A 26689-nucleotide genomic window follows, 5' to 3' on the forward strand; every position below is an offset into this window, starting at 1 on the left:
ATGGATAAAGAAAAGCTCTATCAAATCTCATTTCAGCTTATTCTGCACAGCGGGAATGCCAGAAGTTTTGCCATGGAATCAATCCGGGAAGCAAAGGCAGGCAAGTTCGAAGATGCGGAAGCTAAAATCCGGGAAGCCGAGGAGGAATTTGTGCTGGCACACAGACATCAAACGGAGTTAATTCAGGGAGAGGCTTCCGGGGCTCAATTCGATCTGCCCATCATTCTTGTCCATGCACAGGATCATTTGATGAATGCACTCACTGTCAAAGACATGGCACAGGAATTTATCGACTTATACAAGAAACTGGATTAAGAGAGGTAACAGAATGGCACAGCAACCAGATCGTATTAAAATCGCCGTGATCGGCGGAGGTTCAAGCTATACACCTGAATTAATTGAAGGCTTTATTAAAAGACATCAGGAATTGTCTGTCAGGGAAATTTGGCTTGTGGATGTGGAGGAAGGAAGAAATAAGCTCGAGATAGTTGGCCAATTAGCGAAACGGATGGTTGAAAAAGCCGGGGTTCCCATACAGATTCATCTTACTTTAGATAGGAAAAAAGCGCTTAAGAATGCCGATTTTGTTACAACTCAATTCCGTGTCGGGCTTTTGGATGCAAGAGCAAAAGACGAGAGAATTCCACTGAAATATGGAGTCCTGGGCCAGGAAACCAATGGCCCGGGAGGATTCTTTAAGGCACTCAGAACGATTCCGGTCATAATGGAGATCTGCCGTGAAATGGAAGAATTATGCCCCAATGCATGGCTTATTAATTTTACCAATCCGGCAGGAATCATTACAGAAGCAATCCTGCGATACAGCAGCATCAAAAAAGTGGTTGGTTTATGCAATGTGCCGATTGGAATGGAGATGGGGGCAGCTCAGTTAATGAATGTGGACCACAGCAGAGTCAGGATTGACTTTGCCGGACTTAACCACCTTGTCTACGGGCTTAATGTTTATGTCGATGGAGTGACTGTCAAGGAAGAGCTGCTGAACAAGCTTACGGACGAAAAACATTCGATAACGATGAAAAACATCCATGCGATGGGTTGGGAACCTGAATTTCTGCAGGCATTAAATGTGCTTCCATGTCCTTACCATAATTATTACTATAAGACGCGCGAAATGGTGGAAGAAGAAATCAAGGCCGCATCAGAAGGCGGAACCCGGGCCGAAGTGGTTAAAAAGCTGGAGGAAGAGCTATTCCAGTTATATCAGAATCCAGACCTTGCTGAAAAGCCTCCCCAGCTTGAAAAAAGGGGAGGCGCTTATTACAGTGATGCAGCATGCAGACTCATTCATTCGATATATACAGATAAAAGGGATATACAGCCGGTTAACACCCTGAATAATGGTGCTATTGCAGGCCTTCCGTCAGATTCAGCCGTGGAGGTCAGCTGCATTATAACGAAAGACGGACCGAAGCCGATAGCGGTCGGGGAACTTCCAATAGCAGTCAGAGGGCTGGTTCAAGCTATTAAATCCTTTGAAAGGGTGACCATAGAAGCGGCCTTAACTGGTGATTACAATACTGCTCTACTGGCGCTGACAATCAATCCGCTGGTGAGCTCCGACAAGATAGCTAAAAAAATACTTGATGAAATGCTCGAAGCCCATCGTTCCTATTTGCCGCAATTTCAATAGAATTTTGCAGGGCAGCATTATTTTCAGGCTGCCTTGCATCTATTTAACCGGAGGCCTCTAAATATGATAAACCTCATCGTCAATGCAGATGATTTTGGATATAGTCCCGGCGTGAATTATGGAATTTTGCACAGCTATTTATATGGAATTGTCAATTCCGCCACCATGATGATGAACATGGCCGGAACCGGGCAGGCCCTAGCTATGGCGAAACAATACCCGGGGTTACGAACTGGCGTTCATTTAGTCCTCACATGCGGGAAGCCGTTATTATCAGATAGCATAACCTTAACTAAAAAAGATGGATACTTCAGATCTCAGGGGGATTTAGCGGGAATCTCGCTTGAAGAACTGGAGCGGGAGTGGTCTGCACAAATTGACCGGTTTATCGGGGCAGGTCTTACCCCTTCCCACCTGGATAGTCACCACCATGTTCATACACGGGATGAGTTTCTCCCGGTAGTACAATACCTGTCCAAAAAGTACGGTCTCCCTTTCAGAGTAAATGGCAATTTTGCGCTTGAAGGGGTCAAAAGCCATACGGACAGGTGCTTATTCGATTTTTACGGAGATGGCATTCAGGAAGACTATTTCAGCACGCTGGCAGAAAAGGCTGAAGACGGGGAAACAGTGGAAGTCATGTGCCATCCGGCATTTGCAGATCAATTGCTTATGGAGGGGTCTTCTTATAATTTAATGCGCTTACAGGAACTCAGAATACTATGCTCTGCAAAACTTCCGCCTAATATAAAGCTGATATAGTAAAAAAACAGTGTCCGTCTCGGGACACTGTTTTTTAGTCAATTACTTCTTTATTTTCTTCATCTCATCTGCAACAAACTCAACGTCTGTTCCAACAATGATCTGCAGGTTCGTTTTGCTTAATTTCATGATTCCTTTAGCACCATGTGCCTTCAGTGCGCTTTCCTTCACTTTTTCCATATTCGCAATGTTTAAGCGCAGGCGTGTCGCACAGTTATCAATAGAAGTAATGTTGTCAGCACCGCCAATATCTTTAATAAAATGGCTTGCCATAACTTCATACTTGCTGTTGCCCGTTGAGACTGGTTCATCTTCATCTTCCACGATATCTTCGTCCTCTTCACGGCCTGGCGTTTTCAGGTCTAATGCTTTAATTAGTGCATAGAAGATAACGAAGTACAGAATAGCGTAGATGACGCCAATTCCCAACAGCAGCAGCGGCTTTTCAGCGATATTAAAGTTCAGTGCAAAATCGAGTGCGCCTGCTGAGAATGTGAAACCATCTCGTATGCCCAGTAAGGATGTTACCCACATGGAAACCCCAGTTAAGATGGCATGCACTCCATATAAAAGAGGTGCGATGAACATAAAGGAGAACTCGATAGGCTCTGTAATACCAGTTAGGAATGAAGTCAACGCAAGGCCGATGAACATTCCGGATACCGCTTTTCTTTTTTCAGGCTTGGCAGTTGCAATGATCGCAAAAGCTGCAGCCGGCAGACCGAACATCATCACAGGGAAGAATCCAGTCATGTAAGCTCCTGCTGAGGGATCTCCTGCAAAGAAGCGGGCAATATCTCCATTAACTCCTTCAAATTCGCCGAACTGGAACCAGAATAAACTGTTCAATACATGGTGTAGACCCAAAGGTATTAAAAGACGGTTCATAAAGCCGAATAGTCCTGAACCTAAAGCGCCAAGACCAATTATCCAGTTGCCCAGTGCATCGATCGCACCCTGGATTGGCGGCCAGGCAAAACCGGCGATGGCAGCCAGAAGAATCATGGTGACGGAAGTGATAATCGGAACGAAGCGGCGTCCGCTAAAGAATCCAAGCCAATCCGGAAGCTTGATATCATGGAAGCGGTTATACAATAATCCGGCTATAATACCGGCAATAATACCGCCGAGTACTCCCATATTGATATTTTCATCGATGGCAATTGCACCCTCGGTCAGCACCAGAAAACCGATGGCACCGGAAAGGGCAGCAGCCCCATTATTATCCTTCGCAAATCCCATCGCAACCCCAATGGCAAATATAAGTGCCAGGTTCGCGAAAATGGCATTGCCGGCATTGGCGATGAACGGAATACCCAATAAATCATCTTGTCCAAAGCGGAGCAAAAGACCAGCGGCAGGCAGGACAGCAATCGGAAGCATTAATGCCTTACCAATTCGTTGTAAGAATCCTAACATATTGATCTCTCCTTAATAAAAAATAATGAATAAGAAAGCGTTTTACTAAACTGTCGTAATCATACCAAAATATAAATATAGTTGTCTATACCATTTTTAAAAGAAAATGTTATTACATTTTAAAACAAGGTTTTACTTAGTGCTTAAATTGGTATAGACAACTATACTTTGTGGTGGTACGATAGGAAGTATAAATGGGTTTATTTATTTCCGATATTTTGCCTTCAATAGTGCAAATATATACTTATTCAGCTTTTTGCAGGGAGGAACTCATGATGGAGATCATTAAAGTTAACAACTATGAAGAAATGAGTAAAACAGCAGCGGAGTACATCATCCGGAAGGTACGCCAATTCCCTGAAGCGACATTCGGATTGGCAACCGGGAGCACGCCTGTGGGAACATATAAACGATTAATTGAAGATCATCGGGAAAATGGAACATCATATAAAAAGGTGGCAACCTTTAATTTGGATGAGTATATCGGCCTTTCCGGAGAAAACCCGCAAAGCTACCGATATTTTATGGATTCTCAATTATTTAACCATCTCGATATTCGTAAGGAAAATACTTTTGTCCCAAGCGGTTCGGCCGAGGATTTGGCAGGAGAATGCCGAAATTATGAGAGTAAGCTTAAAAACCATGGCGGCATTGATCTGCAGATTTTGGGGATCGGCAATAATGGGCACATTGGCTTTAATGAGCCTGGCACGTCTTTTTTATCTAAAACTCATATTGTCGATTTAGCAGATTCCACTATTAAAGCCAATGCCAGGTTTTTTAATACGATCGAAGAGGTGCCGACCCAAGCCATTACTATGGGAATCGCTACGATCATGCAGAGCAGGGAGATTCTCCTTCTTGCTTCAGGTGAAGCAAAAGCTGATGCCATTGGGCAGCTTCTTGGAAATGGAGTTAATGAGCAGTTTCCTGCATCAGTATTAAGAAATCATCCGAATGTAAAAGTGATTGCAGATAAAGCAGCACTAAGCGCATCCAAAGTCAGGGTATAAATGGGGTAGGAAGAATGCTGGAGAAATATCTGAATGGTGTAAAAGAATTATTGTCACTCGTGGAAAAAGAAGAGGGACAAAAATTGAAGAAAGCAGCCCGTGCAGTGGCTGAGTGTATCCAAAACAACGGAATTATACATGTGTTTGGCTGCGGGCATTCACATATGCTCGCCGAAGAGCTGTTTTACCGTGCAGGGGGGCTAGCCCCCATTAAACCCATATTTGTTGAGGACTTAATGCTGCATAAGGGTGCAGTCCGTTCTTCTTCCTTGGAAAAGGAAAACAATTTTGCCGGTGGATTTATGGAGAATGCTGATATCCAGCCGAGTGATGTTGTGATTGTGGCCTCCACTTCAGGCCGGAATCCAGTACCGGTGGATGTAGCTGAAATTTCAAAAGCCGGTGGAGCATTCGTGATAGGAATTACTTCCCCGCGATATGCTGAAACTCAGTCCTCCCGCCATAAACACGGAAAGTATCTGTTTTCATCAGTGGACCTGGCGATTGACAACCATATCGAGCCAGGGGACGCATTGATGCAGCATTCAGCAATGGGGACTAGATTCGGCTCCGCCTCATCTATTATTGGCTTTGCGATTGTAAACAGCCTGATGGTGGAAGCAGTAGAAGTGATGATTGAAAACGGGTTCGAACCGCCTATTTTTAAAAGTGGAAATGTAGATGGAGCAGACCAGCATAACAGAGAGCTGGTGAAAAGATATAAATTCCGAATTCCCTTGCTGGAAGGATAACGGAATGAATTTAACAAAGGCAATTGAACAGACCAGGCAGGCAATGATTCAAAGCATTTATTCTAAGGGACTAACAGATATTGATACCTTGAAATTAAGCCAGGAACTGGATAAGTTAATTGTTGAATCACAGCGATTGAAACGAGATGCTAAAAAATTGGGCCCTTATGAGGTTATTTGCAAATAGATATGAAGAAATTGCAAATAAAAAAGATAATTTGCAAATAGCCTGGACAAACCTGCAAATAAAAATGGAAAACTTGCAAATAGAATGAGAAGACTGCAAATAAAAAGAAATTCTAAAAACAAGCATAGACCATTTTGCAACTAAATCCTGTAATTTGCAAATAAACTCAGAAAACTTGCAAATAGACGCAGAAAACCCGCAAATAACCTCTGCAAATAGATAACGAAGCTAAATTCCGCCATATAAAAACCGCTCAGGCCATCATACCTGAGCGGTTTTTCCGTCCTAAAGTGCATCTTTTATCACTTTTTTCGAATAGATCACAGACAGAATTCCGAAAATCGAATAAAGCACCGTGTAAAGCACCATAACCAGGATCATCGGCATCCAAAGCTCGCTTCCGAAGAAAAACCAGCCTGATTTTACGGCAAAGTAGCTGTGCAGAAGGCCGACCACCAGCGGAATTCCAAAGTTGAAAGCCATTTTGGATTGAATTCCGCGCAGCAGGTCTCCCTGTGTAAAGCCAAGTTTTCGCAGGATTGTATAGTTTGGTTTTTCATCCTCACTCTGATCCATTTGTTTGAAATATAGTATGCAGCCTGAAGTGACGAGGAAGGTTAAGCCGAGAAAACCGACAATAAACATGATCAGTCCCATGTTCATTTTTTGCCTTGTGCTCATTTCTTGCTGGGAATCGGATCTTCCGCTGAACTCCATTTCGCTGAAGAGTGTATTTGCTTTTTCAATATCGCTGTCACTTTTCATATCTACTCCGATGAAAAGCGAATCCTCCAGCTGGATTTCAGGATTAAGGTCAGCTTTCAGCTCTTCATATACCTTCTTATCCACAATGGCCACCGGCAGCCCGCCTGCTGTAAAATAAAACGGGATGACAAAGTCTTTATTTAGCCCTATATAATTTTGTTTAATAGTATTTGTTTTTCCCTTGAACTCAAGCATTCCTGAGTCCTTCAGCGTCATGAACTTCTGGAGTGCATCATTATATCCAGTAAGCACGGTTTCTTTAGGGGAAAGTTCCATGCCAGGTATGGACTTTTCGCTTACAACCGGCAAAAGCATGGTTGGCGAATCAAAATTCATTTCTTCCAGATTGACATCCAGAATGTCCTCCATATCAGCATTCACCTGCAATACCTCAATGCTTTGTTCCTTATACTCCAATCCCTCTTTATAAAGGCGCCCTGTAAACTTCTTTGCATCTTCCGCGTCCGTGAACGAAAAGTGGGAGGGGAGACTGTCCTCGGCTGATTTTTCCGCTGAGTAGTAGGAAATATAGCTTAATGACAGCAGCCCGATCGCAAGGGCGGACACTGTTGTAATAATCGTTAAGAGCAGGGCACTCGACTTCATTCGGAACATGATGGAAGATAATGAAAGAACTTCATTAACATTCAGGTATCCATCTTTCCTTTTGCGAATCAGGCTGGCGATAAAGCTTACTGATCCTTTGTAGAAAAGATAGGTTCCAATGATAACGGAAGCAAGAATGACGACCATCGCGAAGAACAGCTCGTTCATGGATGTGAAATCCCCGCCAAATAATAGGGAAGAGATGTAATAGCCGGCAATGATCAAGGCTAAACCAAGCACCCCAAGGATCATTTCCCAAATGGACAGCTTTTTCACTTTTCCCTCGGCAATCGAAACCACTCTGAATAAAGATAGAATGGTTTGCCTCTTGATAAAAACATAGTTCATCAGCATGATGAAAACATAAATAACCGTAAAGACAATGATAGTCTGCAATAGTGCCTCACTTGAAAAGTGCAAGGAAGCAATTCCTTCAACACCTGTCAATTTAAAAAGGATCATCAGTATTAACTTCGAAACCGAAAAACCAATAAAGATCCCAATGATCAAGGACCCAAAATACAGCATGAGATTTTCCAGGCTAAGCAATCTGAAAATCTCATTTTTTGTCATTCCGATCAGCTGAAACAGACCGATTTCCTTGCTTCGCCTTTTAATAAAAATAGTGTTAGCGTACAGAAGAAAGATAGAAACAATCGCAACGAGCAGGATGGAGGCCGTTTTAATGGCAGCCGCACCTTTAATCGAACCCTTTGCTTCAGACATGGATGGATCATATTGCAGGGTGACAAAAGCAAAATAGAGGGCAACACTGAAAATAAGCGCGAATACATAGAGATAATAATGTTTCAGATTCTTTTTCAGATTGCGGAGGATGATGGTATTAATGCTCATGCTGCACACCGCCCAAAACGCCTTGTGTTTTCATAATATCCTTGAAAAAAGCCTGTCTTGATTGATCACCTTTATTAAGTTGCGTATAGATCTGGCCATCCTTGATGAAAATAACCCGGCTGCAGAAGCTTGCTGCTACAGGATCATGGGTGACCATGATAATCGTTGCTTTCCTTTTCTGATTTAAATCACTCAACTTATTTAACAAGTCAGAGGCTGACTTTGAATCCAGCGCACCTGTCGGCTCATCAGCGAAAATAATGCTTGGCTCATGAATAAACGCACGAGCTGCAGAAGTCCGCTGCTTTTGCCCGCCAGAAATTTCATTCGGATATTTATCCTTTAACTCTAAGATTCCAAGCTCAGCCGCCACCGCTGCAAACTTTTCATCTGCCTCTTTTTTTGGTGTTTTGCTGATGGAGAGGGGGAGAAGGATATTTTCCTTCACTGTCAATGTATCCAGGAGATTATATTCCTGAAAAATAAATCCGAGATGCCTCTTGCGGAAATCAGCGAGCTGTTTTTCCTTCAGCCTTGTCATTTCCTTTCCTTCAATGTTGATTTCTCCGCCGCTTGCACTGTCAATAGACGAGAGCACATTGAGAAGTGTGGTCTTCCCTGAACCGGAAGCGCCCATAATGCTTACAAATTCACCCGTTTCAATCTTCAAATCAATTCCTTTTAATACTTCCTGCCTATTAAATTTATTGCCGTAGCTTTTATGGATTTTTTTGGCTTCAAGTACTGTCATGTGTAACCATCCTTTCTTTGATAGCTATATTATAGAAGGTTACGTTTAAGTAATTCCTTCGATTGAACGAACAAACAGCAAAAGCATGTGACATTTTTGTCACATGCCTGTTATGCTGACGAAATCATTTCTGGTAGGGAAGACAAGGGTCATGATGGTGCCTTTGCCTAAAACAGACTCCACAAGGAATTTTATTTTTAGCTGGTCTGCGGCTTTTTTGGCTAAATACAACCCCATGCCTGTTGCTGCGTTTTCATGATGATTGGCAGTGGAAGTGAACCCCTTCTCAAAGATCCGCGGCAAGTCCCTCTGATCAATGCCTCTGCCAAAATCCTGAATCCTCAAGGATATTTTACCCTCAGATCTGGAGCTTGAAATCATAATATCTGATTCCTCACTATACTTCACAGCATTGGTTAAAAGCTGGCGAATGATAAAGCTTAGCCATTTCGCGTCGCTCAGAGCTTCTGTTTCTTCCAATTCCATTTCAAACCCAATGCCTTTTTGCATGCACCACGACTGCAGAGATTTGATTTCACTGAATAGGATATCTTCAAGATTAACTATTTCAATATACAGGTCATTTTCCATAGAAGGAATCCGCTTTTGATGCAGCTGCTGATCCAGAAGAAGGTGGATGCGCAGCCATTCGTATGTAAGGGCGGATTTAAGGTTCTGATCCTCGATCCGGTCAATCATGAGATGCATGGCAGTCAAGGGAGTTTTGACTTCATGAATCCAGGAGAGCAATTCATCTTTTTCCTGCTCGAGCTGTGTCCAGTTCTGGGTGTACTCCTGTTTAAACCGCTCGGTTTGGCTGACTAGGCCTGACTCTATTATTTTTTCAAAAGGACTTTCAGACTCTGGTATGCTCGACAGATCTAAATTATCTTCCCGCTCAGTTATTTCTCTGTAAAACTTTGTTTCTTTTTGATAACGGATTAAAAAGAATCCAGTAAAAATGATCAAAGACAAAAAGACGTAATAAAGGAAGGGTTTAAGGGATAGGGCTGAATCGATATATACTACAAAGGCGGCAAGCACCTGAAGGAACCCGAACAGCAGGATCCAGCTTAACCGTTCCCTGATATATTTCCTAAACATGCGGGGCTTCCTCTTCAATTGCCATATAACCCTGGCCGACCTTTGTTTCGATCCTGGCGCCAAGCCCAAGTTCATCAAGCTTTTTCCTTAGTCTGTTAACATTGACCGTCAGAGTATTGTCACTAATGAATCGCTTGTCATCCCATAGGCTATTTATAATCTCATCCCTGCTGACTATTTGATTTTTTCTTTCGATCAAAAGCTTTAATATGTAGATTTCATTTTTCGTTAATTCTATAGAACCACTCTCATTTGAAACCGTATTTTTTTCAAAATCAACCGCCGCACCGCACCAGGTCTTAAGGTTATTCTGAACGGCACTATAGTTATAGACACGTCTCAGAATTGCCTGGATTTTTGCAATTAGCACATCGAAGTGGAAGGGCTTTTGGACGAAATCGTCAGCGCCAAGCTGCATGGACATGACCTGGTCTGTTGGGTGATCCCGGGATGACAGAAAAATAATTGGCACATTCGAATGTGAACGGATCATCCGGCACCAATGAAACCCGTCGAACTTCGGAAGCTGGATATCGATAATGACCAGATCCGGCTGAATGCCGGCAAACTCCTTCATGACCCCACTGAAGTCCTGAATTCCATAGACTTCATAAGACCATTGGGAGAGGCGGTCTTTGATTTCAGTAAACAGGGAGGCATCATCCTCAATTAAAAGCACTTTAAACAATCAACTCACCACACTTTTGCATTTTCCTTCCATTATTGTATAGGAAAAGGACAAGGTCTGCCAGAATGTTTACAGGCTGTGTTAAAATAAGGTAAAAAGTAGGTTTTGACTATGGACATCTTTCTTTTTATCCTTATTATTTTAATTGCATCCACTTTACAGACAAGCACGGGATTTGGCTTCTCAATCCTGGCCACACCGTTTTTGCTGCTTCTTTTTGAACCTAGAGAAGCCATTCAAATCAATTTGATTTTATCTTTAATTATTTCTGCTGCCTTATTTTCAAAAATCAAGAAGGATACAGACTTTGAAGTTCTGAAAAGGTTCGCAATTGGCTGTTCAGCAGGGCTGCCTGTCGGTATTGGCATTTTTTTATTTTTGGACATTTCTCGGCTGAAGCTAGCTGTAAGTTTCATTATTTTGCTGTTAACGCTCCTTTTAATGGCGAATTTCCGTGTTAAAGAAACAAGCGGCAGGGATTATTCAGTGGGTGGATTATCTGGAATCATGACAACCAGCATTGGCATGCCCGGCCCGCCGCTTCTGTTGTACTTTTCAGGAACGGATACTGATAAAGAGCGGCTTAGGGGAACCACTTTGGCTTTTTACTTGTTTATCTACTCGGCCAGTCTTGTTTTTCAGATTATCTTTGCTGGGACCAATAAGACGATTTGGTTTTCAAGCTTGTATGCTTTGCCGCTGGTGCTGCTGGGTCTATACCTGGGACAAATTTTATTTGTTAAAATCAATCAGCGTTTTTTTAAGATTTTTACATATATTATATTGATTTTCACTGGAGTTTACCTGCTGATTGAATGACTGAAAGAATTCCTTTAAAAATCACGAAAAGGGTGTACGCGATGAGTAAAAAACAGGTCTATTGGAGCTTAAGCTTCCTGTTTTCCTTCTTTGGTTTTTACCTTATAGAACATGTTTTTACGATAAAGCCCAATGTGACTTCTGGCAATGGAAATTTAGGCATCCTCATCATATTTCTTTTTACACCTGTCTTTATTTCCAGTTGGGTTTATACTTTCAAACTGGCAAAAGCAACACTATTGAAAAATAACAAAATGGCTATAGGAATTTTGCTGTTTTCGCTTGCTGTCATGGCTTTGCTGATGATCGGAATTTATCATTACACAAGTGAACTGATCTCGGCTCTTGGAGGAAAACCGGATAACCCGGAATCAAGAATTTACCGTTTTGGCTGGTTTAATCAATACACTAATAGTCTTTATTTTAATGTTTATACCTTTTTCTTATCGCAAATCATAGCAGTGGTTTTTGGCATTTTTTCAGCTATGAGGAGCTCAAAACTATATTAATATTTTAAGAGCAGATTATGGCACAGTGGAATAAGGCTTTCAATTTGGGGTAATTAAAAAAGCCCTTTTTACCACTGCGTAATAGTCTCAAAGATTTTAACGAGTCTTTTATACTATTAGTACACGAGAATATCCCATGTTTTAGTTACAAAGCTATAAAATTTTTCAGAGGATTCCTTTATAATTCCCCCAATTTACATCTCTCAGCCCCAGCCCTACAATTAATTATGTGAAAAGTTAAAAAATACAGATTTTTCACTAGGGAAGGGCGGGAGAAAAATGAAAGTGAAAAAGGGAGTACCTTATAAGGTGCTGGCTTCTGCATTGGCAGCAGCCTTATTATTTGGTGGAACCGTATCGGCAGAAGGAGATCAGGATGATCAGATCAAGGCTCCAAGTGTAGATGAGATTGTTAAGCAGGGGCAGAAAATATTTTTGGATCAGCAAAATCAGGCTGGATCCCAGGCAGTGGACAAGCTTGGCTATAAAGAGCTGAAAGAGAAAGGCTTAGCGGAGCCTTATAAGCCAAATGAAATCCTGCGTGTTATTGTTGAGGTAGAACAGCCGGCAGATACAGAGAAAACAAAGCAAAGCAAAAAAAGTAAAATGAAGGCAAAGCAAGACGAAGTAATATCAGCGCTTTCCAAGAAAAAATCCTTCAAGAAAGTGAAGCATCGCTTTTTTGAAGGGTTTAATGGGTTCAGTCTGGAAACCGAGTTTCGTAATGTAAAAGAAATACAGGATATTCCTGGTGTCATTAACGTACATATTGCGAGAACATTCCAGCCATCCATGGGTGCCAGCAAGGAGTTAGTGCAGGCGCAAAAGGTCTGGGAGCGCCATGGCTATGAAGGAGAAGGGCTGCTTGTTGCAGTAGTTGATTCCGGATTGGATTATACACACCAGGATATGACATTGACGGATGACGGGAAAGAAAAGCAGAAATGGTCAGAGGAAGGAATCCAGGGAAAACTCGCCGAAACGGCTATAAATGATGTCTGGTATAGTGACAAAGTGCCGTCAGGCTATGACTGGGCCGATGAAGATACGGATGTCATTCCCCGCGGACAATATGGAAGCCCGCATGGCATGCATGTGGCTGGTACTGTAGGTGCTAACGGAGATGAGGAAAATGATGGAGTCAAGGGGATTGCTCCCGGTGTTCAGCTCCTGGCAGAAAAAGTCTTTTCTGATAACGGCGGGGGAGCTTATGAAGATGATATTATTGCCGGAATTGAACACGCTGTCACTATGGGTGCTGATGTCATTAACATGAGTCTTGGGTCGGATGCCGGTTTCGTTGGAGAAGAAAATGATCCAATCCAAAAGTCAATTCGGGAAGCAACTGAACGGGGCACGCTCGTGGTAGCAGCTGGAGGCAATTCATCCTACAGCACAAAAAATAATATTATGGAGGCCTCTGCCAAGCCTTATGAAGAAAATCCGGATATCGGCACAGTCGGAGAACCTTCTGTCAGTCCATTTGCGCTATCAGTAGCATCCTATGAAAATACTAAATTGCATATGAATGCACTTAGTGATGAAAATGGTTTTCAGCTTCCATACCAGGATCAGACTCATGTAAACTTCAAGCTTTCAAAGGTGTTAACAGCAGGTGAAAGCTATGAAATGGTATATGTGGGGGAAGGGAGGACAGCTGATTTTGCCGGTAAAGATATTGCAGGCAAGATAGTCGTAGCAAAACCAAATCAAAAATATGGTTTATATTCATATGTCCAATCTGAAGCCAGAAAGAATGGTGCAAAGGCGGTTATCCTTGTACCGCCTCATGATGAAGCTGATTATCCTTTCTTGTATTTTAGTCCGTACTTAACCCCTGCAGCAACAACAAGCAAGGAGAACGGGAATGCTTTAATTTCGCAGCTGTCCAAGGGGCAAACAGTGAAAATGCAGATTAGCAAAGGTATTTGGGTGGATAATGCTGATAAAGATAACATGTCAGACTTTTCATCTTTTGGCACACCGCACACACTTGACTTCAAGCCTGAACTTTCAGCTCCAGGCGGAGGGATCTATTCTACTGTACCCGGCAATGAATATGAAATCATGAGCGGTACGTCCATGGCTGCGCCTCATGTTGCAGGCGGATCAGCTTTGGTGCTTCAGGCTTTATATGAAAAAGGATTGCCACAATCCAAAGAAACGGCATTAAATGCAAAAATCGCCTTAATGAATACGTCAAAAATCATTCAGGATCCGCGTTCAAGTAATCAAGTCTCATACTCCCCACGCGTTCAGGGGTCAGGATTAATGCAAATCCAAAATGCCATCAAGACACCTGTACTTGTTACAAATAAAAACGCTCCTTTGGAACAGGCAGGAGCAGTTGCACTTAAGGAAATTAATGAGAAAGCACATTTCAAATTGAATGTCGAAGCACTTCGGGATACAGATGTGAAAGATTTGGAATATGAAGTGTACGTTGATGTTTTAACAGACGAAACTGAAACAAAAGAGTTTGACCTGGACAACGACGGTAAATTGGATGCCAAGGAATATTTAACAATGACCAGCAAGCGGATTTCAGGTGCCTCTGCCATCGTAAATGGTGAAAAAGTGACCGATGAAAAAGGAATAACGCTTAAAATTAAGCCAGGACAAAACAAGAGTCTGGATGTACAGATTCAATTGCCGGATAGCCTAAAAAAGGGCACATTTGTAGAGGGATATGTCCGTCTAGTGCCAACAGGTAAAAACAGTGATGCAGCTGTGCCGCTGACAATTCCATATATGGGCTACTTTGGACAATGGGACGAGCTGCAAAACCTCGACCCGGCTGCATGGGAAAAAGATGCCTTCCTGGGATATACAGTCCTATGGAACGATGAAGGCGCACGATTCCCAATGGGATATGACCCATATACTGGAACATTTGATATGAACCGCATTGTGATTTCTCCTAATGCTGTTTTGCCAGGTGTTTTCCCAACTTTTACAGCTCTCCGCAATTTACAAAAGACAGAAATGTACGTGGAGAATGATAAAGGGGAAATGGTCAACTATTTAGGCGACTTCAGTGAATTTACAGGCAAGCCTTGGAAGTTCCGCAAAAATATCATGGCTTTCCGTGACTATATGATTAACGGATATTTATGGAATGTTAAGAATCAACATGGGCAATTCGTTGAGGATGGAACCTATCAGTATGTAATCAAAACAACACTTGATTACAAGGATGCCAAGCCTCAGGAAGTAAGGCTTCCGGTTCACGTAGATTCTGTTGCACCAATCGTCTCGGATATTCAAGTACAGCCAAAAGACGGGCAATATGAAATTTCCTTCAAGTCAGAAGATAACGAAGGGGGAAGCGGCTATAATGGTGCAATCATCTGGTATAACGGGAAATATATGCCGCTGGAACCTGGAAAAACGTCAGCCCTTGTAAAAGAAGAACCGAAGAGCGTTGTTGTATTGGGCATCGACCATGCATTTAACCAAAGCTATGCCGTATGGGGGGATCCTTCCTATATTAATGAAGGAATGCTGGTGAGCTACTTCAGTGTTTATCCTAATAAAAATGTGAATGCAAACACACCTGCCGGCATAAATGCATTTGCAAATAACCGCGTTAACTGGACAGTGAACATTAAAGATGAAGCAGGAAAAATCGTTGACACAATCAATGTGGAAAACGAACATGAAATTCATCTGAAATGGACTCCAGACGCAGATCTTCCGAACGGGACTTACACCATTAGTGCGGATGTATCAAACAAACAGGGCTTTAAAGTGACTACGAGTCCTAAAACGGTTACTGTATTTCAGAACTGAAACATCAAAAGCCATGGACGATTTAGAGGTCCATGGCTTTTGATATTTTTTTCAATGCGTTAGGTTCAAGCTGAAACAGATGTGTTCAATTTTTTTAGGGCTGCAGATTCCTTCTTCCCATGAAGGAAATAATATAAAATCGCTGACAATAATACAAACACGGCCATCATGCCATAGAGTTTGCCATACCCTGTAACCGGAATAATGAAACCAAGCAAATAGGGCCCAAATCCCAGGCCTGCATCAAGAAAAATGAAAAACGTTGACGTTGCCAATCCCATTCGATGTGCCGGTGTCAGCTTGACGGCCACGGCCTGGGTGCAGGACTGCATGTTTCCAAAGCCAAGACCAATCAGTGCTCCAGCCAAAAGAAGGGTAAAACTGCTGTTTGCTGTGCTGAGCACAAACATGCCTGCCGCAAATAGGATAAAAGCGGGGTACATAACATAATTTGCTCCTTTAGAATCCATCAGCCGGCCGGTAAATGGACGTGAAACCAGGACAGCAGCTGAGTAGATGAGAAAGAAAAAGCTCGCAGCCTTTACTAAATCGACTTCTATCGCGTAAAAGTTGATAAAAGAGAGGACACCGGAATAAGCAAATGCAATCGCCAGGGTAATAAATGCGATCTTAACCGCATTTGGCTCGATAAAGCTGGAAAGCTGAAAGCCTGGCTTTTTCACATCTGAGGTTTCAACGGCCGGAACATATAAAAAGAAGGTTGTAATCAGGGCAATAATACCGATGGCCAGACAGAAGACAAAAATCACTTGGAAAGAAACTTTTTGCATCATTAATAGGCCTATGAATGGCCCAACAGCTGTCGCCAGTGTTGTGCTCATGCTGAAGTAGCCAATTCCTTCCCCCTTGCGTGCTGCCGGAATAATTTGTGCCGCGATGGTTCCGGTCGCCGTGCTTGCCACCCCTAAAGCAATGCCATGTATAAACCTGGTAAGCAGCAGGAAAGCGATGCCAATGTTCACGAAATACAAGAGAGTCGTCAGCGTAAAAAAGATCAAACCGATAAAAAGTGTTTTCTTGCGTCCAATTTTATCAATGGCCCGACCGATATATAGCCTGCCAATGAGCGTCCCAATGATAAAAATGCCTGTCACAAGCCCGGCCTGGCTGGTTGTGGCACTATAGTAATCCACTGCAAAAACAGCGATTGTCACCATCAGCAGATAGAAAATCAATGTTAAGAAAAAATTAACCGATGAAACAATAATAAAATCCTTTGTCCAAAGCTTCGAATTCAATTTATAACTCTCCCTGAATTAAATTTTTGCGGATCAGGCTCATCAGACGAATTCCTTCCATCTGTTCCTCCTCTGAAATTCCTTGTAAAATTTCCTGTTCGAATTCATCGATTGTGGCGCGGACTTTCTGATAAACCTTTCTGCCTGCACCAGTCAGCTGCATTCTTTTTTCCCGTTTGTCTTTAGTCGGAACCGGTTCTAAATAGCCCATTTCCTCCAATTTTGCAATCGTCCTTGTGACCGTTGGTTTTTCAACGCCAAGGTAATGGGAAAGCTCTACCAATGTAACGGAACCATCATTATACATGTAATACATGATGGACCACTGAGCCCGGTATAATTGATGCTTGCTTAACTCAGTATTCAGCCTATTTTCAAATGGGCGATACAATAGCACGAGCTGATGAAAAAATCGCTGGAATGTTTCGATCTTAATAACCTCCCATTTGGTTACCTTGAGTAATAGTTATCAAGAGTAACTAATTATTTATTAATTATACAGTTCAATGTGATGACATGTAAATAGGCTAGAGCTGTGTTTCTAAAACAGCTATCCATTGAATCAAAAGAAGGCAAATTTGTGACATTGTGTCATATTAAGTTGACGTATGACACGATGTCATATACAATTCAATTGTAAGAATGACACAGTGTCATATAGAGGTGAAAGCATTGTTCAAAATTCATTTGCTTATTTCTAAATTGCAAAAACAGAGGGTAAATGCAGCAATCTGCAAAAAGCCATCCAGTCTTAAGCCACCCAAAAACAAGGCTAAAATTCAAAGGAGTCCATATGGCCACAAATACGCCTGAGCAAATTTCACTGAGGGAACTAAGGACAGATTTAGTGCGTTTTATGATGTCCTACAAGTTCGCATTGGAAGAAATAAACACGAAATTAAATATCCTTAAAGAAGAATTTCAGTATGTGCATGACTATAATCCGATTGAGCATGTAAAATCACGAATTAAATCTCCAGAAAGTATATTTAAAAAGCTGCAAAGAAAAAAATTGGAGATTTCCTTAGAATCCATTGAGCAAAATATCAGGGATATTGCGGGCGTCCGCATTACATGCTCCTTTGTATCCGATATTTATAAAATCCAGGCTATGCTTCAAAGCCAGAAAGATATAACCGTGCTCGAATGCAGGGATTATATTCAGAATCCAAAGCCAAATGGCTACCAAAGCCTTCATCTGATTGTTCAGATCCCCATTTTTATGTCTGACAGGGAAGAGCTGGTTCCTGTAGAGATTCAAATACGGACGATAGCGATGGACTTCTGGGCGAGCCTCGAGCACAAGATTTACTACAAGTACAATAAAGAAATTCCGCAAAGAATAGTGAAAGAACTGAAAGAGGCAGCTGACACAGCTTCACGCCTCGATCGGAAAATGGAGAATCTCCATGATGAAATGATTGCTTTAAAACAGCTGGATGATGATGAAGCCATGACTTTTTCGCCCGAAAGCCTGCAATTTCTGCTGGGCCATAAAGGGATTAAAACTTAAAGGAGACGAAATAAATGCAAGTGTGGACAGATATGCCGAATTTCGTAAAAAGAGAGCTTGAACAGCTTGAAGAAATAGTATCTCCCATCATGAAAAAAGCTTCCAGATATATTTTTTGGTCTACACCCTTGATTATTCTGTCACTAATCAATCTCATGACTTTGTTTTTCACCGTTCAGGATGAGAAAACATCGCCGGCAGCCATTCTGATTTACGCGATTATTGGTGCGCTCGGTTTCGCACTTTCTAAAGAAGGGAAGCATCAGCAGCTGGAAATTCAAAAACTGAGCTTACAGTACATGAAAGAACGGATTTCTAAAAGCCGATTTGCTTCTGATCCTATTAAAACGAGATATCAAGCATTGATCAATGAGAATCCCAGAAAGGCTGTCCCTTATTTTATCCAATTCTTAAAGGAGGAAAAAAGAGACTGGCAATAAGGAGGAACAAAATTTGCCGAAAATTACTTTTTTCAATTTGCCTGAAGACAAACGGGAAAATTTAGTCCATGCGGCCAAAAAGGAATTTGCCCGCGTGCCGCTTTACCAGGCATCCATATCCAATATCATAAAAGATGCCAAAATCCCGCGCGGCAGCTTTTATCAGTATTTTGATGACAAAGAAGATGCTTTTTTCTACTTATTAAATAGCCATGTGTCTGCTTATAAAATGTACTTTCTTGAAACGCTCCAAAAAAATAATGGTGATATTTTTGATGCGATGATTGATTTTTATACAGCCATCATTACAGAAGAAAAAGAGAATCTGCAGTTTTTGAGGAATTTGTTTCTTAATATGACGCACCGGATCGAAAATGTTATGGCAAGAAGCTTCGGGGAAAATGACCTGAATGAAAATTTTAAGAAAATCAGCAATCTGATTAAAAAGGATCGGCTGAATATTCAGGACGAGCAGGAGCTTTTCCATATGATGCAGATTATTTCTTCTGTCACGTTTCATAATATCGTTAAAAAATTTGCAGGGGATCTGCCATTCGACGAAGCTGTCCATAATTACAAAAAAGAAATCTATTTACTGAAAAAAGGGTTCATATCAGAATGATTTTCAGAAAGCCTGTCTCTAAAAGGATTAGAGACAGGCTTTTTTGGGAAGGTAAAAAATAGCATGGAGCATATTCCTTATAAGGGGAATAAATAAAACAATATTCAGGAAAGGGGGGTTATTTATGGCGAACAAGAACAGATGGCTGATTGCCCTTTCAGCCGTCGCCATTCATTTATCAATTGGTTCGGTCTATGCATACAGCGTTTATCAAAATCCATTGAAAGAAACGCTAGGCTGGGAAAAAACCGACGTCTCACTGGCATTTACCATTGCCATTTTTATTCTTGGAATTGCGGCAGCCTTTTTTGGCCGGTTTGTAGAAAAGCGGGGGCCAAGAGTGTCAGCCATGATTGCCGCTGTCTTCTTTGGAATTGGGATTATTGGATCCGGCTTTGCCATTCAAATGGAGAACTATATCCTATTCCTGATTTTCTTCGGTGTCATTGGGGGGCTGGGTCTTGGCTTTGGCTATATTGCACCTGTCTCCACACTGGTAAAATGGTTTCCTGACAGAAGGGGACTTGCCACCGGGATGGCAGTTATGGGCTTCGGTGCAGGGGCTCTCATTACAAGCCCGATTGCCAGCAGATTAATGATTGCCACATCGATTCCGACAACCTTCTACATCCTTGGAATCAGTTATTTTGTACTGATGATTTTGGGAGCACTTTACATCGCTAAGCCGCCAGAAGGATGGGCACCTGAAGGAATGGAAGAGAACAGGGAAGAGCGGCCGGTAAAAGCGGACCTGGCACAGATGACTGCCAATGAAGCGATTAAGACGAAGCGTTTCTGGCTGCTTTGGATTATGATGTTCATCAATATTTCTGCAGGTATCATGATTCTCTCCGTTGCCGCACCAATGGCACAGGAAATCACTGGAGCCAGCGCCATCACAGCAGCAAGCATCGTTGGCATAATGGGTCTCTTTAATGGAGGCGGAAGAATTGGCTGGGCATCTGCATCCGATTATCTTGGAAGAGGAAATACATATATGACCTTCTTCCTGATCCAGGTGGCAGCATTCTTCATTCTTCCATTCATCACAAACTCGTTTATCTTTTCTGTTTTCCTTTATATCATTGTTTCATGCTATGGGGGCGGATTTGCATCGCTTCCGGCCTTTATCGGAGACCTGTTTGGAACCAAGCAGCTTGGCGCGATTCATGGCTATCTGCTAACATCGTGGTCGATCGCCGGTGTGGTCGGACCTATGCTTGTATCCAACATATATGAAAATACGCAAAGCTATACGATTACCTTCTATGTATTTGGCACCATGCTTGCCATCGGTTTCATTGTTTCCCTGCTGATGAAGCGCGACATCAAGAAAATCAGAACGGCTAAGAAAGAAAAAAGAACAAGCGGCCAGCTTGTGACTGAATAAAGAGAAAAGCTCCTGCCGGGTCAGCTGGCAGGAGTTCTTTATTAGAAGCTAAGTATATAATTTTTGAACTTCGATAACTGTCTAGCTCCAGCGCCTACCCCCTCGAGGTCACAAGCCAATCCTCCCAAAAAGGCAAAGAACGCCTTTCCGGGAGGCTCGTCTTGTGCTTGTCGGGGGTGGGCAAGGCGCTTGCGCTTTTATTATTTTTCGAATGAAAATGGATGAACGCGGTCATTAGAGCAATCTGGGCAGATAACCAGCATATCAAGACTGTATTCCTCTTCTTCCGTTTCCTCTATGTGCCCGCAGATTTCACAGACCTTTGCCAAAGTAAAACCCCCTTATTCATCACTTGACAGGATGCTATATCCGCAGTCTTTAATAGCCTGTTCAAAATCCATGAAGGAAGCAGCATCTTCATCAAATGAAATAACTGCTTCACCACTCATGGAATTCAGCTTAATCTTCCGTACACCCCAGACATCATACAGAGCTTTGCTTAGTTTTTCTTCATCCGTCTGATCCATGTTTTCAATAGATACTGTTCGAGTAATCATGAAAAATCACTCTCCTGTTTTATAATGACTGTGCTCTTTGCCCATTTCCCTGCCCATTCCTTTGAGAAAACCAAGCATAGAATTCATGGCCAGATTAATGTCAGGATCACGCAGGGCTTTCATAAGCCCGAGCACACCGGTCTTTTCATTTCTTTTCATCACTTCTGCTGATTCATCAAGGCCTTTCGTGACAGCACTCATCATGATATTCATCTGCTGGGGATCGAGGGAGCCCAGAAAATCGACGGTATTAAAACCGTTGCGGATGATATTGTGCATGTTCGGCTGGTTAACCTGGTCAATCGCAATGGCAGCCACTTTTTCTTTTGAATGCAGAAATCCCTGGATAATATCAAGTATCCCAGATTTTTGCAGCTGACCGATGATATCGATGGCACTTGCGATGGCCTCACGATTCTGGCTGAGCTGCGTTAAAAGACCTGCTATATCCTGTGCCTGCTCTTCCTCGGCAGAAGGCTGAACCAGTTCAATTTGCTTGATCGCTTTCGCCATCGTAGATACCCTCCTTTTTCAGCATTTCCGGAATGGAGATGAAGTCGTCCCGGCTCCACTTTTTCTCTGTTTCGACGCCAATATGCGGCTGCGGGCTGCCAAACCGGAAGTTATGATGAGGAAGCGGTGATTCGCCGTCCCGTTCCAGCACTTCCATTTTCACCTGCATTTCCTTGTAGTTAGGTGTATGCGTAATTTTGTCATGATAGCTGCTGGTCAGCTTGTTGACTGCTCCCATTCCTTCAGTTGTATGCATCGGCAAATACAGTTCTTTTCCCTTCACCTGATCTGTCACCCAGACTTTTACTTTGACATGGCCGTAAGGGGAGGTGAGTCGCACAAGACTGCCGGTTTTGATGTTCCGCTCGTCCGCCAGTTCAGGAGAAACCTCCAGCCAAAGCTCCGGCACCTTATAGGAAATTCCTTCGGATTGATAGGTCATATTGCCTTCATGGAAATGCTCCAGGATTCTTCCATTGTTCAAATGAAGGTCATATTCCTCTCCGGCTTCATAAGGAGGAGTCCAATCCACAGTAATTAAGCGGGCTTTACCATCCGGAAAATGAAATTGATCTTTGTAGAGTAAAGGTGTATCCGTTCCATCCGGAGCAACAGGCCAAACAAGGCTTTCCCAGTTTTCAAGCCGCTTGTAGCTGACACCGGCAAAAACAGGCGAAAGCTCAGCGGCTTCATCCATAATTTCACCTGGATCGTTATAATGCCAGTTTGCCCCAAGCTTGTTGGCAAGCTCCTGAAAGATGAGCCAATCCGGTTTACTGTCCCCGAGCGGCTCGAAAACTTTATTAAATCGCTGGATCCGCCGCTCAGTATTCGTGAAGGTGCCGTCTTTTTCAAGGCTTGGCGCTGCAGGCAGAATCACATCCGCAAATTGGGCCGTCTTGGAAAAGAAAATATCCTGCACGACAAAGAAATCCAGTTTTTCAAAGGCTTCGTGAACATAATTGATATTCGAATCCACAAGGCCCATTTCTTCGCCAAAAAGATACATTGCCTTTACTTTGCCAGCCTGGATGGCTTCTACAATCTGATGATTGTTTAGACCAGGATTTTTAGGGAGTTCTGTGCCCCAGGCTTGTTCAAAGCGGGTGCGTATTTGGTCATTTTCTATTGGCTGATATCCCGGAAGCCAGGTAGGCATTGTCCCGAAATCACTCGCACCCTGCACGTTATTGTGGCCGCGCAGAGGATAGGCGCCCGCACCCGGCTTGCCAAAATTGCCTGTAACTAAAAGCAGGTTGCAAATCGCGGTGCTTGTATCCGTGCCGCCTAAGTGCTGGGTAACACCCATGGCCCATAAAATGCATGTGCCTTTAGCATCATGAATCATTTCAGCCATTTTGATCAGTGTTTCTTTTGCGATCCCGGTTGTTTCTTCCGCATAATCCATCGTGAATTTTTCAAGGGACTTTTTGTATTCATCCACTTGATTCACACGCGTGTTAAGAAATTCACGGTCTTCCCAGCCCTGGTCAAAAAAGTATTTCGTTACAGCTGAAAGCCATACAAGATCCGTGCCCGGTTTCGGATGGATATGCAAATCAGCCCGGTCCGCCAGATCATTTTTCCGAAGGTCGGCAACAATCAGCTTCTGGTCAGCCAATTTATGTGCCCGTTTAATTCGGGTTGCGAGAACAGGATGTGATTCTGCCGGGTTCGCACCGACAACAATGATTAATTCAGAGCTTGCAATATCCTTCATCGTACCGGAGTCCCCGCCAATGCCGACTGTGCGGATAAGACCCATGGAGGCAGGTGTCTGACAGTATCTGGAACAATTATCAATATTATTCGTTTTAAAAATAGCCCTGGCCAGCTTCTGGAACAGATAGTTTTCTTCGTTGGAACACTTGGAAGATGCAATAAAGCCGAGGGCATCCGGCCCATTTTCTTCTTTTATGCCAGTGAATTTCTCGGCAATCAAAGAGAGGGCCTCATCCCATGTCGCTTCATAAAATTTTTCGCCCTTTCTGATTAGGGGCTTGGTGAGGCGCTGTTTGCTGTTTACAAAGCTCCAGCCGAATTTTCCTTTTACACAAGTTGAAATCCCATTAACAGGGGCTTCAGGTGACGGCTGGATTTTGAGAATTTCCCGGTCTTTCGTCCAAACCTCGAAGCTGCAGCCGACTCCGCAATACGTACAGACCGTTTTAGTGCGCTTAATACGCGCTTCCCGCATCGCCGCCTCTACATTGGATATCGCAAAAATCTCTTTATAGCCTGGCTCAACTTCTTTTGTTAAATCAATCATCGGCTCAAGAAGCGGCTTTGGAATATTCGTAAGATAGCCTGCTTTGCCGAGCATCGATTTCTCCATTAATGCATTGCATGGGCACACCGTCACACAATGCCCGCAGGATACACAAGAGGATTCATTAATAGGCACATCATTATCCCAAATCACGCGCGGCTGCTCACGGTCCCAGGCGATACTCAGCACTTCGCTCACCTGCAGATCCTGGCACGCCTCCACACAAAGACCGCAAAGGATACACTGATCCGGTTCATAACGGTAAAAGGGGTTTGAATTATCCTGAGGGTAGGGCTTTGGCTTAAATTCATACTTCTGATGCTCAATCTTAAAATGCTCCGCTGTATTATGCACCACACAGTTTCCATTATTGTTATCGCAAACCGTGCAGTATAGCTCATGATTTTTTAATATGCGGGACATTCCTTCAAGCTGTGCTTCCTGTGCCAGCACGGACACCGAACTTACTTTTAGATCCGGCTCGGCTTTAGTCGCACAGGACCTTTTCAGTTCGCCATCAATCTCCACGTAGCAGGTATCGCACGTCTGTATGACGCCAACCCCTAAATCCGGCTGGGAAGAACAAATCCCCGGGAGAAAGTGGTTATGATCCCGCGCCGCCTCAAAAATCGACTGTCCCGGCTTTGCTTGAATTTCTTTTTCATCCAAGTAAAAAGTGAATTTTCCACCGTCCATACTACACCACCGCCTATTCATTCGTTCTATTTAAAAAGTATTTGTTAAAAGAGGGAAATGTATTACAAAATGGGCTGAATTGGCAGGGGGGAAAACTGAGGAGAGAAATGGATGCTAATGAAGAGCGCTTATTTTCTTGGTAAACCATTTTTCGTACTTTAAAAAAGCCTGAGCATGCCCGTTGAAAAATCCGCAAGAATCCGTTAATATATAAATACAAGCTGCATTGTTCGTAATCATAATAAAGTTTTAACCTTTAAGCTGTAACAGGGAGTTTTACATTGAAACGGGAATGACAGGCCTCCGTCTATATGACAAGGAGGACATGCAGGAAGGTTTCTGCGAACACCCACTTTGAGGAGTGGTGGTTTAAAACTTTCTTATCATTATTTACGGCAATGGCGGCTGTACATACTGTAATCAAACCAGTTCCCAATGGGAGCTGGTTTTTTTGCGTTTAGAAATTAAAATTATGGTTAAACCAAGATAAACGACACATGAACAGGAGATGGAATAATGAAGGAAGTTACGGAAAAGAGATATTGCGAAGTCTGCGGAAAAGAAACGGTCCACATCGCCAGGGAAGATGCACTGGAAATTGAATACATCTGCAAGGAATGCAATCATGAAGAAGACATTATTAAATCCTTTTTCTAGGACCCCGGGTAATGTTGACACCAGCAATATGCCGTGATAAAGTAAAATTATCTCGAATTAAAGATATTTTATTTTAAGATAGATAACAAAGGGGAGGAAGTACACTTGAATCAATTAAAAGGCATTCACCATGTTACAGCCATCACCAGCAGTGCGGAAAAAAATTATGAGTTTTTCACATATACATTAGGAATGCGTTTAGTAAAGAAGACCGTCAATCAGGATGACATTCAAACCTATCACTTATTTTTTGCAGATGACACAGGAAGTCCAGGAACGGATATGACATTTTTTGATTTTCCCGGTATTCCGAAGGGCTCTCACGGAACAGATGAAATCTCGAAAACGTCCTTCCGGGTTCCGGCAGATGAAGCGCTCGAATATTGGGTAAAGCGATTTGACCGCTTAGAGGTTCCCCATTCCGGCATCCAGGAGCAGTTCGGCAAGAAGACTCTGTCATTCACAGATTTTGATGATCAAAAATACCAATTGATCTCTGATGAAGCCAATAAAGGAGTACCTTCAGGAACACCATGGCAAAAAGGGCCAATCCCGCTGGAGTACGCGATCACGGGTCTGGGGCCGCTTTTTGTAAGGGTGGCTCAATTTGAATACTTCAAAGAAATGATGGAAAAAGTGCTTCACTTTAAGGAAATCGCTCAAGAAGGAGATTTCCACTTATTCGAAGTAGGTGAAGGAGGGAATGGTGCACAAGTTGTTGTGGAATATAATCCATCTCTTCCGCAGGCTCGCCAGGGCTACGGAACCGTTCATCATGCTGCATTCCGCGTCGAAGATAAATCGGTTTTAGAGGAATGGGATCAGCATTTGAGAGGATTTGGTTTCCAGACTTCAGGTTTTGTCGACCGCTTCTTCTTCGGTTCTTTATATTCCCGTGTTGCTCCGCAGATTTTATTTGAATTCGCAACGGATGGACCTGGTTTCATGGGTGACGAGCCTTATGAAACACTTGGGGAAAAGCTGTCACTGCCTCCATTCCTTGAGCCGAAAAGGGAGCAAATCGAAAGCTATGTCCGTCCGATTGATACAGTAAGAAGCACGAAGGATCTTGTGAAAGAATAACCAGGCCAAAGGCATCT

General features: G+C 42.8%; 26 protein-coding genes and 1 other RNA gene. 16 read left to right on the forward strand and 11 right to left on the reverse strand.

Features of this window, described 5'->3' with window-relative positions:
- The 3 genes from ACTHRG_RS02845 to chbG all read left to right on the forward strand — a co-directional run bounded on the left by ACTHRG_RS02845 (position 1) and on the right by chbG (position 2413).
- Positions 1 to 315 carry a PTS lactose/cellobiose transporter subunit IIA gene (locus tag ACTHRG_RS02845; RefSeq protein ID WP_440230528.1) on the forward strand — a complete coding sequence of 105 codons (315 nt, stop codon included), beginning with the start codon at positions 1 to 3 and terminating at the stop codon, positions 313 to 315.
- Between the two features lie 13 nt (positions 316 to 328).
- Entirely contained in the window at positions 329 to 1651 is a 1323-nt protein-coding gene (locus ACTHRG_RS02850; protein ID WP_440230529.1) for a 6-phospho-beta-glucosidase, read from the forward strand.
- 63 nt (positions 1652 to 1714) lie between these two features.
- Complete coding sequence (gene chbG, locus ACTHRG_RS02855) at positions 1715 to 2413, forward strand: chitin disaccharide deacetylase (RefSeq protein WP_440230530.1); 699 nt, start codon at positions 1715 to 1717, stop codon at positions 2411 to 2413.
- Between the two features lie 42 nt (positions 2414 to 2455).
- Here the strand turns inward: chbG and nagE are convergent, their stop codons facing one another.
- Positions 2456 to 3832, reverse strand: a complete 1377-nt coding sequence (nagE, locus tag ACTHRG_RS02860; protein ID WP_440230531.1) for an N-acetylglucosamine-specific PTS transporter subunit IIBC — start codon at positions 3830 to 3832, stop codon at positions 2456 to 2458.
- A gap of 275 nt (positions 3833 to 4107) precedes the next feature.
- On the opposite strand from nagE, the gene nagB reads away from it, so the two are divergent.
- The 3 genes from nagB to ACTHRG_RS02875 are packed head-to-tail and all read left to right on the forward strand — an operon-like array spanning position 4108 to position 5784.
- A complete protein-coding gene (nagB, locus tag ACTHRG_RS02865) occupies positions 4108 to 4845 on the forward strand; it encodes a glucosamine-6-phosphate deaminase (RefSeq protein WP_440230532.1) in 738 nt (245 codons plus the stop codon).
- Positions 4846 to 4859: 14 nt separating this feature from the next.
- Positions 4860 to 5597, forward strand: a complete 738-nt coding sequence (locus ACTHRG_RS02870; RefSeq protein ID WP_335449529.1) for an SIS domain-containing protein — start codon at positions 4860 to 4862, stop codon at positions 5595 to 5597.
- Between the two features lie 4 nt (positions 5598 to 5601).
- Positions 5602 to 5784, forward strand: coding sequence for a Spo0E family sporulation regulatory protein-aspartic acid phosphatase (locus ACTHRG_RS02875; RefSeq protein ID WP_440230533.1), 183 nt, complete (start codon positions 5602 to 5604; stop codon positions 5782 to 5784).
- Positions 5785 to 6069: 285 nt separating this feature from the next.
- On the opposite strand, the gene ACTHRG_RS02880 is transcribed toward ACTHRG_RS02875, so the two are convergent.
- The 4 genes from ACTHRG_RS02880 to ACTHRG_RS02895 all read right to left on the reverse strand — a co-directional run bounded on the left by ACTHRG_RS02880 (position 6070) and on the right by ACTHRG_RS02895 (position 10553).
- Positions 6070 to 8010 carry an FtsX-like permease family protein gene (locus tag ACTHRG_RS02880; RefSeq protein WP_440230534.1) on the reverse strand — a complete coding sequence of 647 codons (1941 nt, stop codon included), beginning with the start codon at positions 8008 to 8010 and terminating at the stop codon, positions 6070 to 6072.
- Positions 8000 to 8761, reverse strand: coding sequence for an ABC transporter ATP-binding protein (locus tag ACTHRG_RS02885; RefSeq protein WP_440230535.1), 762 nt, complete (start codon positions 8759 to 8761; stop codon positions 8000 to 8002). The genes ACTHRG_RS02880 and ACTHRG_RS02885 overlap by 11 nt, the downstream gene beginning before the upstream one ends.
- 99 nt (positions 8762 to 8860) lie before the next feature.
- Complete coding sequence (locus ACTHRG_RS02890) at positions 8861 to 9865, reverse strand: sensor histidine kinase (protein ID WP_440230536.1); 1005 nt, start codon at positions 9863 to 9865, stop codon at positions 8861 to 8863.
- The gene (locus ACTHRG_RS02895; protein WP_440230537.1) at positions 9858 to 10553 is read right to left on the reverse strand and encodes a response regulator; all 696 of its coding nucleotides are present in this window, start codon (positions 10551 to 10553) and stop codon (positions 9858 to 9860) included. The genes ACTHRG_RS02890 and ACTHRG_RS02895 overlap by 8 nt, the downstream gene beginning before the upstream one ends.
- Before the next feature lie 111 nt (positions 10554 to 10664).
- Between ACTHRG_RS02895 and ACTHRG_RS02900 the strand changes: the two genes are divergently transcribed.
- The 3 genes from ACTHRG_RS02900 to ACTHRG_RS02910 all read left to right on the forward strand — a co-directional run bounded on the left by ACTHRG_RS02900 (position 10665) and on the right by ACTHRG_RS02910 (position 15673).
- Entirely contained in the window at positions 10665 to 11372 is a 708-nt protein-coding gene (locus ACTHRG_RS02900; RefSeq protein WP_440230538.1) for a sulfite exporter TauE/SafE family protein, read from the forward strand.
- 41 nt (positions 11373 to 11413) lie between these two features.
- On the forward strand, positions 11414 to 11881 hold the full coding sequence (locus ACTHRG_RS02905) for a hypothetical protein (RefSeq protein ID WP_440230539.1): 468 nt from the start codon (positions 11414 to 11416) through the stop codon (positions 11879 to 11881).
- Positions 11882 to 12160: 279 nt separating this feature from the next.
- The gene (locus tag ACTHRG_RS02910; protein ID WP_440230540.1) at positions 12161 to 15673 is read left to right on the forward strand and encodes a S8 family serine peptidase; all 3513 of its coding nucleotides are present in this window, start codon (positions 12161 to 12163) and stop codon (positions 15671 to 15673) included.
- A 65-nt stretch (positions 15674 to 15738) separates the two neighbouring features.
- Here the strand turns inward: ACTHRG_RS02910 and ACTHRG_RS02915 are convergent, their stop codons facing one another.
- Together ACTHRG_RS02915 and ACTHRG_RS02920 are read right to left on the reverse strand one after the other, a co-directional pair.
- Positions 15739 to 16932, reverse strand: coding sequence for an MFS transporter (locus ACTHRG_RS02915; RefSeq protein ID WP_440230541.1), 1194 nt, complete (start codon positions 16930 to 16932; stop codon positions 15739 to 15741).
- A gap of 1 nt (position 16933) precedes the next feature.
- Positions 16934 to 17329: a MarR family winged helix-turn-helix transcriptional regulator gene (locus ACTHRG_RS02920; protein WP_440230542.1), complete on the reverse strand. Its 396-nt coding sequence runs from the start codon at positions 17327 to 17329 to the stop codon at positions 16934 to 16936.
- A 396-nt stretch (positions 17330 to 17725) separates the two neighbouring features.
- Here ACTHRG_RS02920 and ACTHRG_RS02925 point away from each other — a divergent pair, with 396 nt between their 5' ends.
- The 4 genes from ACTHRG_RS02925 (at position 17726) to ACTHRG_RS02940 (ending at position 20897) form a co-directional block, all read left to right on the forward strand.
- Positions 17726 to 18445, forward strand: a complete 720-nt coding sequence (locus ACTHRG_RS02925) for a GTP pyrophosphokinase (protein ID WP_440230543.1) — start codon at positions 17726 to 17728, stop codon at positions 18443 to 18445.
- Between the two features lie 14 nt (positions 18446 to 18459).
- A complete protein-coding gene (locus ACTHRG_RS02930; protein WP_335449551.1) occupies positions 18460 to 18885 on the forward strand; it encodes a DUF5392 family protein in 426 nt (141 codons plus the stop codon).
- 13 nt (positions 18886 to 18898) lie between these two features.
- On the forward strand, positions 18899 to 19507 hold the full coding sequence (locus tag ACTHRG_RS02935) for a TetR/AcrR family transcriptional regulator (protein WP_440230544.1): 609 nt from the start codon (positions 18899 to 18901) through the stop codon (positions 19505 to 19507).
- A gap of 124 nt (positions 19508 to 19631) precedes the next feature.
- The gene (locus ACTHRG_RS02940) at positions 19632 to 20897 is read left to right on the forward strand and encodes an L-lactate MFS transporter (RefSeq protein ID WP_440230545.1); all 1266 of its coding nucleotides are present in this window, start codon (positions 19632 to 19634) and stop codon (positions 20895 to 20897) included.
- Between the two features lie 200 nt (positions 20898 to 21097).
- Here ACTHRG_RS02940 and ACTHRG_RS02945 read toward each other — a convergent pair whose 3' ends face one another.
- The 4 genes from ACTHRG_RS02945 to fdhF are packed head-to-tail and all read right to left on the reverse strand — an operon-like array spanning position 21098 to position 24932.
- Positions 21098 to 21226 (reverse strand): hypothetical protein, encoded by a 129-nt coding sequence (locus ACTHRG_RS02945; RefSeq protein ID WP_258750365.1) that lies wholly within the window; start codon positions 21224 to 21226, stop codon positions 21098 to 21100.
- Positions 21227 to 21238: 12 nt separating this feature from the next.
- A complete protein-coding gene (locus tag ACTHRG_RS02950; protein WP_076257876.1) occupies positions 21239 to 21454 on the reverse strand; it encodes a heavy-metal-associated domain-containing protein in 216 nt (71 codons plus the stop codon).
- 6 nt (positions 21455 to 21460) lie between these two features.
- Complete coding sequence (locus ACTHRG_RS02955) at positions 21461 to 21967, reverse strand: DUF1641 domain-containing protein (RefSeq protein ID WP_076257875.1); 507 nt, start codon at positions 21965 to 21967, stop codon at positions 21461 to 21463.
- Positions 21942 to 24932 carry a formate dehydrogenase subunit alpha gene (gene fdhF / locus ACTHRG_RS02960; RefSeq protein ID WP_440230546.1) on the reverse strand — a complete coding sequence of 997 codons (2991 nt, stop codon included), beginning with the start codon at positions 24930 to 24932 and terminating at the stop codon, positions 21942 to 21944. Before fdhF ends, ACTHRG_RS02955 begins: the two co-directional genes overlap by 26 nt.
- 215 nt (positions 24933 to 25147) lie before the next feature.
- On the opposite strand from fdhF, the gene ssrS reads away from it, so the two are divergent.
- The 3 genes from ssrS to ACTHRG_RS02975 all read left to right on the forward strand — a co-directional run bounded on the left by ssrS (position 25148) and on the right by ACTHRG_RS02975 (position 26672).
- Positions 25148 to 25344, forward strand: a non-coding RNA gene (gene ssrS / locus ACTHRG_RS02965) — 6S RNA.
- Positions 25345 to 25448: 104 nt separating this feature from the next.
- Positions 25449 to 25589, forward strand: a complete 141-nt coding sequence (locus tag ACTHRG_RS02970; RefSeq protein WP_175609081.1) for a hypothetical protein — start codon at positions 25449 to 25451, stop codon at positions 25587 to 25589.
- A 105-nt stretch (positions 25590 to 25694) separates the two neighbouring features.
- Complete coding sequence (locus tag ACTHRG_RS02975; protein ID WP_440230547.1) at positions 25695 to 26672, forward strand: ring-cleaving dioxygenase; 978 nt, start codon at positions 25695 to 25697, stop codon at positions 26670 to 26672.
- Positions 26673 to 26689: the final 17 nt, after the last annotated feature.

The sequence above is a fragment of the Cytobacillus sp. SAFR-174 genome, assembly GCF_051964675.1.
Classification (GTDB): Bacteria; Bacillota; Bacilli; order Bacillales; family Cytobacillaceae; genus Cytobacillus.

Bases quoted from the DNA above. Each gene is read 5' to 3' on its own strand.
- ACTHRG_RS02950 (WP_076257876.1), bottom strand. From the start codon at position 21,454: ATGATTACTCGAACAGTATCTATTGAAAACATGGATCAGACGGATGAA.
- nagB (WP_440230532.1), top strand. From the start codon at position 4,108: ATGGAGATCATTAAAGTTAACAACTATGAAGAAATGAGTAAAACAGCA.
- ACTHRG_RS02885 (WP_440230535.1), bottom strand. From the start codon at position 8,761: ATGACAGTACTTGAAGCCAAAAAAATCCATAAAAGCTACGGCAATAAA.
- ACTHRG_RS02925 (WP_440230543.1), top strand. From the start codon at position 17,726: ATGGCCACAAATACGCCTGAGCAAATTTCACTGAGGGAACTAAGGACA.
- ACTHRG_RS02890 (WP_440230536.1), bottom strand. From the start codon at position 9,865: ATGTTTAGGAAATATATCAGGGAACGGTTAAGCTGGATCCTGCTGTTC.
- fdhF (WP_440230546.1), bottom strand. From the start codon at position 24,932: ATGGACGGTGGAAAATTCACTTTTTACTTGGATGAAAAAGAAATTCAA.
- ACTHRG_RS02955 (WP_076257875.1), bottom strand. From the start codon at position 21,967: ATGGCGAAAGCGATCAAGCAAATTGAACTGGTTCAGCCTTCTGCCGAG.
- ACTHRG_RS02880 (WP_440230534.1), bottom strand. From the start codon at position 8,010: ATGAGCATTAATACCATCATCCTCCGCAATCTGAAAAAGAATCTGAAA.
- ACTHRG_RS02930 (WP_335449551.1), top strand. From the start codon at position 18,460: ATGCAAGTGTGGACAGATATGCCGAATTTCGTAAAAAGAGAGCTTGAA.
- chbG (WP_440230530.1), top strand. From the start codon at position 1,715: ATGATAAACCTCATCGTCAATGCAGATGATTTTGGATATAGTCCCGGC.
- ACTHRG_RS02850 (WP_440230529.1), top strand. From the start codon at position 329: ATGGCACAGCAACCAGATCGTATTAAAATCGCCGTGATCGGCGGAGGT.
- ACTHRG_RS02875 (WP_440230533.1), top strand. From the start codon at position 5,602: ATGAATTTAACAAAGGCAATTGAACAGACCAGGCAGGCAATGATTCAA.
- ACTHRG_RS02870 (WP_335449529.1), top strand. From the start codon at position 4,860: ATGCTGGAGAAATATCTGAATGGTGTAAAAGAATTATTGTCACTCGTG.
- ACTHRG_RS02970 (WP_175609081.1), top strand. From the start codon at position 25,449: ATGAAGGAAGTTACGGAAAAGAGATATTGCGAAGTCTGCGGAAAAGAA.
- ACTHRG_RS02940 (WP_440230545.1), top strand. From the start codon at position 19,632: ATGGCGAACAAGAACAGATGGCTGATTGCCCTTTCAGCCGTCGCCATT.
- ACTHRG_RS02905 (WP_440230539.1), top strand. From the start codon at position 11,414: ATGAGTAAAAAACAGGTCTATTGGAGCTTAAGCTTCCTGTTTTCCTTC.
- nagE (WP_440230531.1), bottom strand. From the start codon at position 3,832: ATGTTAGGATTCTTACAACGAATTGGTAAGGCATTAATGCTTCCGATT.
- ACTHRG_RS02910 (WP_440230540.1), top strand. From the start codon at position 12,161: ATGAAAGTGAAAAAGGGAGTACCTTATAAGGTGCTGGCTTCTGCATTG.
- ACTHRG_RS02845 (WP_440230528.1), top strand. From the start codon at position 1: ATGGATAAAGAAAAGCTCTATCAAATCTCATTTCAGCTTATTCTGCAC.
- ACTHRG_RS02900 (WP_440230538.1), top strand. From the start codon at position 10,665: ATGGACATCTTTCTTTTTATCCTTATTATTTTAATTGCATCCACTTTA.